The following is a 12,392-nucleotide window of genomic DNA, read 5'->3' on the forward strand; positions in this document are numbered from 1 at the left end:
GAGATATCTCATGACCAGCGAATTTTCCCTTTCCCGCCGGCAGGTTCTACTGACCGGCACTACTATTTCATTGGCTCTGGCTATTCCGGCTTTCGCTTCTGAAAAGAAAATTTCCCCACATCAGCAAGGAATCGAACCGATGACCCATAGTTACGTGACCACCAAGGACGGCGTTGAAATCTTCTATAAGGACTGGGGTCCAAAGGATGTGCAACCGATCGTATTCCACCATGGTTGGCCATTGTCGTCCGACGACTGGGATGCGCAAATGCTATTCTTCGTCAGCAAGGGCTACCGCGTCGTTGCACATGATCGCCGCGGTCATGGCCGCTCGTCACAGGTGAGCGACGGTCACGACATGGATCATTACGCCGCCGATGCCTCCGCCGTGGCTGAGCACCTGAACTTGCGCAACGCCGTCCATATCGGCCATTCGACAGGCGGCGGCGAAGTCGCTCGTTACGTCGCCAAATATGGGCAGCCGCAGGGCCGTGTCGCCAAGGCTATTCTTGTCAGCGCCGTTCCGCCGCTGATGGTCAAGACCGCAGCCAATCCTGATGGCACACCGATCGAAGTATTCGATGGTTTCCGTAACGCACTCGCAGCCAATCGCGCGCAGTTCTTCCTCGACGTTGCCTCCGGCCCATTCTACGGCTTCAACCGCGAGGGCGCGAAGGTCTCTCAAGGCGTGATCGACAATTGGTGGCGCCAGGGCATGATGGGCAGTGCCAAAGCCCACTATGACGGCATCAAGGCCTTCTCGGAGACCGACCAGACAGAAGACCTTAAGGCAATCACCGTACCGATGCTGGTCACACAGGGCGATGACGACCAGATCGTTCCCTACAAGGACGCCGTGGAACTCCAGGCCAAACTGCTGAAGAACAGCACCCTAAAAATCTACAAGGGCTTCCCGCACGGCATGCTGACCACGCATGCCGACGTGATCAATCCGGATCTGTTGGCGTTCATCAACGCCTGATTGTACCCTATCCGAAGGCGTGTGCAGCGTCCACCTCATGGCAGGAGCATACGCCATTCCTCGCCGGGCGGCCCAATTCACGCGACTCGCGATCCAGTAGCTGCAATGTTAGTTCCAAGTCGCGCGAGGAACAGAGCCGCATTGCGCGGGAGAGCGACATGAGGTTACAGGGCTTCCTAGATCCTTGGTGTCCACGGGCTTGGAATAGCAGGGTCAGTGGTTCGGATCCGTTCAAGAGCCACGACAAGTCATATCGTTTTCCAGCTTACAGATCTCGATGCCGGGCGGTGGGCTCAGTCTCCGCTCTCAGCTGAAGGTAATGCGCTTTCAGGCGATCCAGGCTGAAAGCTCTGTTGAGCCCGCTGGGGTTAGGCAGTACCCAGGTTTGTGCTCCGGCAAAAAAGTCGCTTTGCTTGCCCCAGTCGCAGTCGGGCTTGGATGTGATTGCTGCAAAAGCCGCTTTACCGAGAAAGGCGAGGTTCGCGGGCGCGAACTTCCTCATCTTTGCTTCAAAGAGAGGTGCTGCCTCTTTGTAGTCGCTCGTCGTTATCTCAATGGCACTCCTCGTCGCGCGGGAGACAACGGCGGTGATGCCGCATCCGTAAAGGAGAAGCTCCTGCTCTTCTTCGGCCTGCAGGAGTCGCGGCGTGAAGCCGGAAAGATGTAGCGCCTTCCAAAATCGGTTACTCGGAGACGAGAAGTTGCGCCCGTCCCGGACAGCCGTCAAGGCGGGGTTCAGGCCGCAGAAGACGACCGAAAGACGGAAGTCAAGAACGTCAGACAGCCCGACTGCCGCCTGCTCGGCATTCTGATGACGAACCATATCCGAGGACATCGGTTACGCTCTCCTGTCGATTGGTTACGCCGATTAATGCCGATCACTGCTTCGAGCGGCTGGAAAGGCCGGTAATCTGCATCATGATGGGGCTTATAACCTCCTCCTTATGGAGTTCGCCAATCAGCAGTTTGAACCAGCTGAAGCCGACCCATAACGAAATCTTGTCATCAACCTCGTGCGCCTGCAGTTCGCCCCGGTTTGCCGCGTCAGTCAAAATTCGCCTGACGTCGGCTGTCCGTTCGGGAAGGAACTTGTCACGTAAGGCGCTGAGGGCTTCCGGAGTGCCTTGCGCTTCGGCGATCAGTCCGCGCAGCGCGGCTCCTGCCGGATGCGATGCCCAGAAACGCCAGAGGCTTGTCGTGTATTGCACGAGATCAGCAACGAGGTTTCCGGTGTCGGGAACAGGCACGGAAGCCGACCGTTCGGTCGTATAGATGGCGATGAAGAGGTCGGCCTTCGTTGGATACCAGCGATAGATGGTGGTTTTTCCGGCGCCGGCGCGTCGTGCGACCTCATCGACCGAAAATCCCGCATAACCCCTCTCCGAAATCAGGTCCCGGGCGGCGGCAAGCACCGCTGCTTCGGCGTCGGGGCTGCGGCGCGATCCGATCGAGGTCCGTTTCTTTGCTGTCGAGGTCTTTGTCTTCGTGGTCATTACCAGCACCTATCCCAACTCGCCACCACCGATCAATGGCGAGTGGTCTATCTTTCAACCAAATGTGCCCGGGAGGGCGAGGGGGCGAACTGCTCAGTGAAGTATTGCGTCTCTTTAGCGACGAGCCTGTTGTGAAATTCCATGATGCTCACCGCATCAGAGGATTTGCCGTCATAGTTCAGAACGAATTCCGTGACCCATAGGTTAGCGCTGCCGGTGATCCGGCGAACGCTAAACCACTTCTTGTTGGGCTGGGCGAAGTGGCTTTCCTGGATCTCGCGGCGACCATGGATACGCTCGCCGGACTGCGGATATTCAAGCAATGCATCGTCGTGATAGATTTCATGCTCGACGTCAAAATCGCCGGCGTCTGATGCCGCCCAATGCCGCTCGAGCGCCAATCTCACTCTTTGGTCTTCCATCTTGGGCTCCTATAACTGCCGTCGTACGAACTGAAACTGGAGCTCCGAGGGCGATCGAAGCCTGGCGGCGCGCCAGAGAAGCATTGACGGTCGCCTTGCCCCTCCGGGAGAGCTTGACTTGCGATCTACGTCGATTTCACCCGAGGGATGAAACCGGGAACGCCTGTCTCGACGACGCTGTTGAACCGAACGTTCGTCGATATGTCGGAACGGATCCGTACCATTTCCTGATCTGGAAGCGCCGAGATTGCGAAATTTTCCTCGATGCGAAGCGGTTTGATCGACGTCGTCAGGAAGGCGGTGCCGCGCTGTACGGCCCAGGCAAGGGCCACCTGCGCCGGCGTCTTATTGACGCGGTCGGCGATCCCGGTGATGACAGGGTCTGTAAGCAAGTTGGGCTCCATCGCATGGCCCAGTGGCGCAAACGCCAGCAGCACGATCCCATTGGCCTGGCAATAGTCGAGCAGCTCCCATTCGGGCAAGTAGGGATGGGATTCCACCTGTACGATGGCGGGCATGATGCGTGCGTTCGCGACGATCTCCTTCAGCTTGTCCGAGGTGATGTCAGATAAGCCTATCGACCGACAACGACCGCTTTCCACGAGCTCCTCGAGCGCGTGCCAGGTTTCGATCAAGCTGATCCCGGCATCATAGATGACCTGACCGTTCTCGTCTCGCGGATCCAGTTCCTCGCCCGGAAGAAAAGCATAAGGCGTATGGATGAGATAGGCGTCCAGGTAGTCGAGCTTAAGACGTCGAAGGCTTGCTTCAAGCGCCGCTTTCACCCGTTCCGGGCGGTGGTTTGTATTCCATAGCTTCGTTGTGACGAACAGATCCTCGCGCTGAACCGTTCCATCCGCGATCGCCTCGGCAATTGCCTCTCCGACTGCCTCTTCGTTGCGATATCGTTCAGCGCAGTCGAAATGGCGAAACCCAACAGATAGAGCCTTTGCAACGGCCCGCTTCGTCGTGGCCGGGTCGGGGATGAGGGTACCGAACCCAACGGCAGGCATTTCTTTGCCGCCTGTGGCAAGGGGGATTGTCCTGTGGCGCAGCATATAGGGGGCTTCCATCGGCCTACTCCTTTGACTTGAGAACAAAATTGAATGGCTGTGATCGTTTGCCGCTCTGCAAGAGCTGATCAAATAACGATCGCATGTTGAGATCCTTTGATTGGAGAGCGATCGGCTATTGGCCAACTGTAACACGATATCGACGGGTCTTGACGTCACGTTCGAAACCGAGGCGCTACGCGCCGCGATCGGCAAATTGTCGTGACCTTACATCACGCGGTCAGCGGATGCGCAGGGGAGGGCTTCATGAGGGCAACTACGATCAATCCAGCGACCGCGGCCGCGAACGTAATCCAGTACCCGTCGATATAGGCCGCGACATTGGCTTCGCGCTGCACGATCGTGGTTAGAACGCCGATCCCGCGCTTGGCAACGTCTGCTTTCGATTCCATCCCCATGCTGGACGCAAGTTGCGACAGCGTGGTTCCCCATCCGGGCGTCGTCCCGGTGACGTGGAGGCCGATAAGATAGGAATGCAATTGCTCGCGCTGTCTGATCCAGGTCACCATGATTGCCGCCACGGTTTCCGAACAGATCAATCTCATAACCTGCACGTAGGCCGTCAACGATATGGCTCGCGCGGGGTCTACGTTGCTGAAGAGGGTTGCGACGGCTGCAAGGAAGACGATTTCCTCTCCGAATGTCTGGAGGATCGTGATCAGTCGAAATTCGGGCAGTGACCACTGGCTCGTCAACTGGGTTCCAATCCAGGCGGACAGCAGGAAACATGTAAAGCCTATCGTCAGGGCGGCGCGCTGCTTGAGTTTCCGCACGAGCGCCACGGCAGTGAAGGTCGCGCCTGCAAGCAGAAGGATCGCATACGGCGCCTCGAAATCCCCAATCTGCTCAGGCCGCAATCGCGCCACCGAAGCAAGGAAGTTCGGCTCGATCAGCGAACTGCCGAGGCTTGTTGTCATGAAACACGCAATGGCGGCGAACCCGAGCGCTATGTTTCGCGTGCGAAGAACCGAGACATGGGCCCAGGGATGTTCGACCCGAGACTCGTGCCACAGAAACGCGCATATCAGAAAAACAGCCGAGGCAAGCAAGGACACGATGAGGCCAGACTGAAACCAATCAAGCCGATTGCCCTGATCAAGCGCGAAATACAGCGTCGTGAGCGCCGAGCCGAACAGTGCCATACCGCCCCAATCAGCACGCCTGAGAAGGGCATGGTCGATTCCAGCCGGTTTGGTCCCATACCAGAAGAGAATGCCGATCATCGGGGAGACAATAGCACCTTGCCAGTACAGCCATTGCCAGCCGATCGTCTGGGAATAGCTGCCGGCCGTATAGAGGCCGAGATTTTGCGCGAACGGGATCCGCAGGACGTAGAAGGAAAGAGCGATGATCCAATACCTGCGGTCAAGATTGCGGAAAGCAGTTAGCAGCGTTGCGCCGACGAACATGCCGAGGAAAACGGCCCTTAAAGCATGCAGCGCGACCAGGACATTGAATCCGTGGACGAACGGGATGACCACGGAGATCGCCGAATAGAGTATGGTCGGAGCGACCATGACCCGCTTCACCCCGAACACCGCAATCAACCAGCCGATCGACGGGGCCACAAGGATCTGTGGCGCCGTTGCGAAGGTGCTCAGCCACGCGCCCTCATCGAAGCCGAGCCCGAAGGCGCCACGCAGATCCGAGAGCCCAATGCCGGCAGTGCGGACGTCGAACGCTGTCAATATCGATGCCATGATCATCGCCACGGCGATGTAGCCCTGGCGAGAGAGGTCGCGCCGATGTAAGTTCTCAGACATGGTCTTCGCCCTTGGTGGCGATGCGCGTCGTGACCGACATACCAGGCCGCAGCCGATCGAAATTTGGCTGATCCGAGTCGAGTTCGATCCGAACGGTGAGACGCTGCGCGACCTTTGTGAAGTTGCCGGTCGCGTTGTCAGCGGGCAGCAGAGCAAAGGTTGACCCAGTCGCAGGGGATATTTTCGATACCGTTCCATGGAGTGCCGTACCCGGCAGCAAATCGACGGAGATATCGACCGACTGCCCTTCGTGAACCATGGACAGCTGGTTCTCCTTGTAATTCGCCAGGATGTAGATCTTCGGAAGCGGGACAATCGAGATCAGGGGCGTGCCCGCAGCAACGTAGTTCCCGACCTGCGCGTTTCGTCTGGCGACGATGCCATCGACTGGCGCCCGTACGTTCGTGTATCCGAGCTCCAGTTCGCGGGCGGCAAGATCTGATGCTGCGGTATCGAGATTTGCTTTCAGTATGTCGCGCTGTCTGGCGAGGACGTCGAGCTTGACCCTCTGAGCGGCGACGTTGGCACGCGCTACATCCAGGTTTGCAAGCGCCCGCTCGTGAGCGGCGGTCGCCTTTTCGAAGCTTTGGACCGTACTTACCCTCCCGTCGATGCCCAGCCTCGTCTGTCGCTGGAGCTCCTTCTCCGCCTCGACCTCTTCAGCGGCAGCCGCCTGTTGCTGGGCAATGGCCACGTCGATCTGCGTCAGTTGAAACGCGTGCTGGGTGTCGTTATCGCCAAGTTGAGCGTTGACGGCAGCGAGCCTCGCTTTCGCGCCACGAAGTGCGACCTCATAGGGCTTTCGGTCGATGGAGAATATCGGATCGCCCGCCTTGACCCGGGCGTAATCTTCGACCGAGATGGTCTCGACAGTGCCGCTGACACGGGCGCTGACGGCGGAAATATCGGAGTAGACCGCAGCGTCGTCTGTGGATTGAACGCTTCTTGTCGCCACCCATGTATCCCAACGCGTCGACGAAGCACCGACCGCAACGAACGCAATGATAATAGCGGTTGCCGGGACAATTAACGCCCGCAAATTTGCCGTTTCCGGCGCAGCGGACGGCGGTGCGCTCGCTTGCGAGTTGGCCGGTGCCGTCATGACCCGCTCTTCCGGCCGTTCATCTCTTTGGTTCCTATTCAGTAACCTGATCATATTCTCCACCATACCCCGGCCCATCGTCCGCTATAAAAAACGTCGATGCATGCTTAGTCATTGCGCCTCCAGGCGACTGACGTGTGGACGCTATATAAACGATACGTATCGTTTATACAAGGGACGCGTCGGATATTGGTGTACGGGTAGGCGGACCAATATAACGCTGATCCGACGCATCGGGCCTAGGTACGTGGCATAATCCCATTAATGCCGCAAAGGCGTTTGGCAGCCGGGGGCTGTGGAGCTTCGCTGCGATGCGAACCACACCACGCGGCGTCAGTTCGCGGAGAATCGCGGGGACCTTTGCCGCTTAAAGGCTCCGTAGAAAAGTTGGTCGCGATCAACTCTGCTAAACCTTTGTAGTCGCTAGGTTTTTGAATTTCGATATTTTTGAGCGAAATCACCAGCTGGAAGAAGGATATTCGAGTAGACCGAGGTGATCTCCGATAGGCAGCAGCGCCGGCCGGTGGGAGAGGCGAGCCAATCGTCGGATCATCGATCCTGTGGATCGGCCAAAGGCGCAGCATCGTGTGAAGAGGCGCTCGATCTTCCCACGCTGTTCGGCGTGTTTGACCGGATTGTCGTTCCTTAGTTTTTGCAGGTTGAGGATCTTCCAGCGGACGGCCGGCAAGGCGAGGGCGTGCGTCAGGCCGATAACCTCGAAGTCGGGATCGCCATCGTGAAGGGACAGAAGAAACGTCCGGGGCCGGCAAGAAGACTTTATAAAAATGGAGAAATGTCCGTTTCAAACGGACTTTCACACCCGATCATGCCGCGGCGCAACCTACCCGTCATCGTTCGTCTTGAAGCCATTTGGCCCAAAGCTGCAGGAAAGCGCGGTAGTTCTTCATGCCCACACGCAGAAAATGCAGGCTTTCGACCTCGCCGCTTTTCACGTTCGTACTCAGCCTCAAATGCAAGTCCAGGTCAAAGCGCTGTGAAACCGAACACCTCTGGCGCCTTGCAGCGGTTCAGGGCATCCTATGAAGGCTGAAAATTATGTTTATGACAGTTGGAGGAATGCCTATGCGCTGCTTTACCGTGCTTGGACCCTCGCAGACCGGAAAATCAACAGTCGTGGAAAAGCTCGGCTCCCTGGAGGGGGCGCCGAGAAAATCCAGCTCCCCTTATGGATTGAACCTCACAGAATTCACCTTTGGAAACGAGGCGTGGTGTGCGCTGGATGCGCCGGGATCCAGCGAAGCGTTGGTGCATGCACAGCACGCGCTTCTTGCCAGCGACGCCTGCATCCTGTGCGTTTCATCGGCACCCGAGGAGGCTGTGCTCGCCGCGCCCTATCTGCGCGTAATCGAGGCCTCGGCGACGCCGTGCATCCTCTTCGTCAACCGGATGGACGAACCGGGAGGGCGGCTGAGGGACGTGATCGCCGCGCTTCAAGACTACGCCAACCACACGCTTTTGCTTCGCCAGATCCCGATCCGCGAGGGGGACAGGATCATAGGCAGTTGCGATCTGATTTCGGAACGGGCGTGGCGCTATCGGGAAGGCCAGACTTCGGCGCTGATCGCAATCCCCGAAAGCGCGGCCGAGCGCGAGCACGAAGCGCGCAGCGAGCTCCTGGAACACCTGTCCGAATTCGATGACCGGCTTCTCGAAGAACTGATCGAAGATCGCGAGCCGCCCAGCAACGCGCTCTATGCCATTTCATCGCGGGTTCTCAGGGAAAACAGGATTATTCCAGTCCTGATCGGTGCCGCAAGTCACGGCAACGGCATGATGAGGCTGATGAAGGCGCTGCGCCACGAGGCGCCGCCGGTGGGGGTTCTTCGACAGCGCCTGGCTCGTGCAGGCAATGTCGATGAAAACAAGCTGACCGCCGTGAGCTTCCATGCCTATCATCGCCAGAATGTCGGTAAGACAGTGCTCGTGCGCGCGCTTGGCGAGGGACTGCGGCAGGGCGTATCACTGGGCGGCTCCAGCCTCGGCGCCGTACAGCATCTCGCAAACGGGAAGTCCAATTCGGCGGTTGTGCCTGCGCTGGGGGACGTCTTCGCGACGGTCAAGTCCGACCACTTGCCCGTCCCTTCGCTGTTGACATCAGACGCGGTGGCCGCCCCGCCTGAGTGGACGGAGCCGACCACCCCGATGCTTGAAAGGATCCTAGTCCCGGGCAGCGAGCGCGATGAAAACAAGCTCTCCGAAACACTGGCAAAACTTTCCGAGACGGATCGCGGCCTAACGGTCTTGCAGGAGGAAAGCACTGGCGCCCATCTCGTCTGCGTCCAGGGGCCGGTGCATCTGCGCGATCTCTGCCGAACCCTGTCCGACGTGTTCCATATCGACGTAACTGATCGAACGCCCAGCCCGATCTACCGCGAAACAATTGCGAAACCATCTGAGGTTCATTATCGTCACCGCAAACAGACCGGCGGTGCCGGACAGTTTGCGGATGTGAAGCTGAGCATTCGCCCCAATGAGCGCGGCCGGGGCTTCACCTTTAGCGAAACCGTCAAGGGTGGCGTCGTTCCGCGCAACTACATCCCTGCTGTCGAAGCAGGCGCGCGCGAAGCGATGGAGAAAGGGCCGCTAGGCTTCAAGGTCATCGATGTCGGCGTAACGCTGTACGATGGTCAGCACCATGCCGTCGACAGTTCGGAACACGCCTTCCGAACTGCGTCGAAAATGGGAGTACGACAGGCGCTTTCCCAAGGGGCGGCCGTTTTAATGCAACCGGTCTTCCGCAGCGAAATTCACATTCCTTCGATCTATTCCGGCAGCCTCGTCCAGATCGTCTCCGCTCTCAAAGGTCAGGTCCTCGGCTTCGAACGGGATGAAACCGCCAAGGGATGGGACATCTTCCGAGCACTCATTCCGGGCGTCGCACTTGACGATCTGGCACGGGCGCTGCGCTCGGCGACGCAGGGCATTGGTTATTTTTCCAAGACCTTCGATCACTTCGAGGAGCTATACGGCAAGGAAGCGGACGCCATCGTGAGGGCACACGAGGAACCAGGCGTGGCACACTGAAACGTTCGCACCATGTCATGCTCGTTCGCAGAATGGGGCTCATGTCGTTTGGCAGTCCGCCCGACTAGGCGCGCGGTGGCTTTCGGAAAACGCAAATAAAAGTTGCGCAGATAGCTATCCAAGTGTTGTGATTTTTCTCTATGAATGAGGTACCGGATGAGTTGAACGAGCAGGATTTCTTACGCCGCGAACCGCTAGATTTTTGACACCTCAGGCAGTAGTCCGACCGCTGAGCAGTGCGTGGCGCTATGCCAAGCGTGTGCTCAGCGGATTTCGAAATCAAGCTTTGAGCGTCAGCAAGTCGTCCACGCCGAATGCCCCGTAGATGCCGCTTGTCACCTGGGCGAGCTGGTCGTTCATCTTTTGCACCTCTTCTCCCATCCCGATGAAATCGACGACCGTCCGGTTCGGACGCGAACCCGCCGGGATCTGGACCAGGTTGACGATCGCCTCGCTGACCTTGTTGACGTCCTGCTCGGGTTTGGAAGCGAGGAACTGCTCGTAGCCAGCGAGGGCATGATCCGGAACCTTGGCGAATTGGCCGTAGCCCTCGAGACGCGCCTCGTCGTGCGGATGGACGAGATTGCCGATCCATGACGTCTTGAATCCGCCTGGTTCGACGAGGACTACGTCGACGCCGAACTGCGAAAGTTCGACACGGTAGCTGTCGCTCAGGGTTTCGACGGCGAACTTCGTTGCGCTATAGGGTCCATAGAACGGCATGCTCAGGCGACCAAGCAAGCTGGAGACGTTGATGACGAGACCGGAGCCCTGTCCGCGGAAGGTCGGCAGGACGGCACGCATCATGCGATGGACGCCAACGACGTTGATGTCGAAGAGACGCAGCATCTGCTCGGAGGTGAAGCCCTCCGTCAGGCCGTGCGTTCCGGTTCCGGCGACGTTAATCAAGACATCGAGACCGCCCACCGCCGAGATTGCGGCTTCGACGCCTTTCGAGACGCTGATGTCGTCGGTCACGTCAATATCCACGACATTCGCTCCGGCGGCACGAAGTTCGGCTGCGACAGCGGCGTTGCGCCCGTCCGGGTCACGCATGGTCGCAACCAGATCGTGACCGTTTTTCAGCAGCGCACGGGCGGCCAACGCGCCGAATGCGCCGTTCGCTCCGGTGATCAAAACTTTCTTTCCCATCATCGTCTCCTTTGGATGGCTTGAGGATGGGGGAAAATTATCAGTTGCGAGAAGTGAAACAATGTGGTTCAACGCAACACATGGTTCAGGAAAGCAGAACGATCGATTTGGAGGAGCTTCGGGTGTTCGCGGCCATCGCGCACTATGGGGGACTGACGTCTGCGGCGGCTGCCCTCGGGGTCTCCAAGTCTACGATATCGCATTCGCTGACACGGCTCGAGGAAGGGCTCGGGGGGCGCTTGTTCGAGAGAAGCTCCCGGCGGGTAGCGCTTACCCGGGAGGGAGAGCAGATGCTTCCGCGGGTGCAATCGCTTCTGGCCGAGGCCGACAATCTGTTGGAAGAAGCCGCGCGCACCTACACCACGCCGCGCGGGATAGTGAAGATTGCTGTACCACCCGCATTGGGGAGCGCCGTTCTCGAACGGCTCGTTCCTGAGCTACAGGAGCGCTATCCCGACATCGTGCTTGTCGTGTCTCCGAACTACGGGATGGACGATTTACAAGACCCCGTGTTCGACTTCGCGATCCGCGCCGGGCATGTCCATGACGATAGCCTCGTCGCCAACAGACTGGGGTCGTTCTCGCGCATCTTGGTTTGTGCGCCGACACATCCAGCCGCAAAGATCGGATCGACTGCGGATTTGAACGGTCTGCCGCTGCTTGCATTCTCGGGACGAGCACCCCGCGTGGAGTGGCGATTACAGTCCATATCGCGGCCGAAAAACGAGGTGTTGATCGACAGGCAAGCCAAATTTGCCGCCCAGGATTTCGACATGCTGGTGCGGCTGGCGCGGACAGGCCACGGGGTCGCCGAGGTGCCCGCGTTCATGGTACAGACCGACGTGAGGGATGGAAAGCTGGCCCACGTCCTGCCGGACTGGCGATCACCGCCGGTAGACGTAATGCTCGCCCACAGGGTCGGCGCAGCGCGGGTCAGTCGGGTCGCGGCGGCAATCGAGGTCGCTCGCGATTCCGTTGTTCAAGTCCTCGGAAAGAGCATTTGATCGGTCCTTGGAACCATGCATTTATGAGCGTCGAATGCAATCCAAGCCGACAAAGGGCCACGGTCTCGACATAGCGCCCTATAGATGGCATCAATAGTTTCGCGGCGGGCGTGTTGCAAATTTTCAGCGAGGCCAAAGGGACCGCACTGCGCGATTGATTTTCTTGCTTTGTTAACCTTTTAGAGCCCGAAGAGGCGTGCGAGTAGATCGTTTTGATCGTTGACGGTCCATTCGCCGTGAAGCCAAACCCCTTCCGCAGCCAGAGCATGGCTTCGAACCGAGCGATCGTTCGACGCGCGGTTTTGAAGGATCGGACCCAACGGGTCGTAGGTCCCGATGGGTACAAGCGCAAGAAG

10 protein-coding genes and 1 pseudogene are annotated in these 12,392 nt (G+C 58.5%); 3 read left to right on the forward strand and 8 right to left on the reverse strand.

What is annotated here, in order from left to right:
- Nucleotides 1–10 precede the first annotated feature (10 nt).
- A complete protein-coding gene (locus FHT29_RS22870; RefSeq protein ID WP_168600158.1) occupies nucleotides 11–982 on the forward strand; it encodes an alpha/beta hydrolase in 972 nt (323 codons plus the stop codon).
- 265 nt (nucleotides 983–1,247) lie between these two features.
- On the opposite strand, the gene mug is transcribed toward FHT29_RS22870, so the two are convergent.
- The 6 genes from mug to FHT29_RS22900 form a co-directional block, all read right to left on the reverse strand.
- A complete protein-coding gene (gene mug / locus FHT29_RS22875) occupies nucleotides 1,248–1,817 on the reverse strand; it encodes a G/U mismatch-specific DNA glycosylase (RefSeq protein ID WP_168600159.1) in 570 nt (189 codons plus the stop codon).
- Between the two features lie 43 nt (nucleotides 1,818–1,860).
- Nucleotides 1,861–2,475: a TetR/AcrR family transcriptional regulator gene (locus tag FHT29_RS22880; protein ID WP_168600160.1), complete on the reverse strand. Its 615-nt coding sequence runs from the start codon at nucleotides 2,473–2,475 to the stop codon at nucleotides 1,861–1,863.
- A gap of 47 nt (nucleotides 2,476–2,522) precedes the next feature.
- The gene (locus tag FHT29_RS22885; RefSeq protein ID WP_168600161.1) at nucleotides 2,523–2,897 is read right to left on the reverse strand and encodes a nuclear transport factor 2 family protein; all 375 of its coding nucleotides are present in this window, start codon (nucleotides 2,895–2,897) and stop codon (nucleotides 2,523–2,525) included.
- Nucleotides 2,898–3,022: 125 nt separating this feature from the next.
- Entirely contained in the window at nucleotides 3,023–3,955 is a 933-nt protein-coding gene (locus FHT29_RS22890) for an aldo/keto reductase (protein ID WP_168600186.1), read from the reverse strand.
- Nucleotides 3,956–4,182: 227 nt separating this feature from the next.
- Nucleotides 4,183–5,733 (reverse strand): MFS transporter, encoded by a 1,551-nt coding sequence (locus tag FHT29_RS22895; protein ID WP_047640067.1) that lies wholly within the window; start codon nucleotides 5,731–5,733, stop codon nucleotides 4,183–4,185.
- Nucleotides 5,726–6,688, reverse strand: a complete 963-nt coding sequence (locus FHT29_RS22900; protein ID WP_348644877.1) for an HlyD family secretion protein — start codon at nucleotides 6,686–6,688, stop codon at nucleotides 5,726–5,728. The genes FHT29_RS22895 and FHT29_RS22900 overlap by 8 nt, the downstream gene beginning before the upstream one ends.
- A gap of 1,230 nt (nucleotides 6,689–7,918) precedes the next feature.
- Between FHT29_RS22900 and FHT29_RS22910 the strand changes: the two genes are divergently transcribed.
- On the forward strand, nucleotides 7,919–9,880 hold the full coding sequence (locus FHT29_RS22910; RefSeq protein ID WP_168600163.1) for an elongation factor G: 1,962 nt from the start codon (nucleotides 7,919–7,921) through the stop codon (nucleotides 9,878–9,880).
- Nucleotides 9,881–10,159: 279 nt separating this feature from the next.
- On the opposite strand, the gene FHT29_RS22915 is transcribed toward FHT29_RS22910, so the two are convergent.
- Nucleotides 10,160–11,032, reverse strand: a complete 873-nt coding sequence (locus FHT29_RS22915) for an SDR family NAD(P)-dependent oxidoreductase (RefSeq protein WP_168600164.1) — start codon at nucleotides 11,030–11,032, stop codon at nucleotides 10,160–10,162.
- A 26-nt stretch (nucleotides 11,033–11,058) separates the two neighbouring features.
- On the opposite strand from FHT29_RS22915, the gene FHT29_RS22920 reads away from it, so the two are divergent.
- The gene (locus tag FHT29_RS22920; protein WP_047557273.1) at nucleotides 11,059–12,036 is read left to right on the forward strand and encodes a LysR family transcriptional regulator; all 978 of its coding nucleotides are present in this window, start codon (nucleotides 11,059–11,061) and stop codon (nucleotides 12,034–12,036) included.
- Between the two features lie 179 nt (nucleotides 12,037–12,215).
- Here the strand turns inward: FHT29_RS22920 and FHT29_RS22925 are convergent.
- Nucleotides 12,216–12,349 (reverse strand): annotated as a pseudogene (locus tag FHT29_RS22925) (IS6 family transposase); the annotation flags it as partial.
- Nucleotides 12,350–12,392 lie beyond the last annotated feature (43 nt).

It is taken from the genome of Rhizobium sp. SG741 (assembly GCF_012275435.1).
Taxonomy (GTDB): Bacteria; Pseudomonadota; Alphaproteobacteria; order Rhizobiales; family Rhizobiaceae; genus Rhizobium; species Rhizobium lusitanum.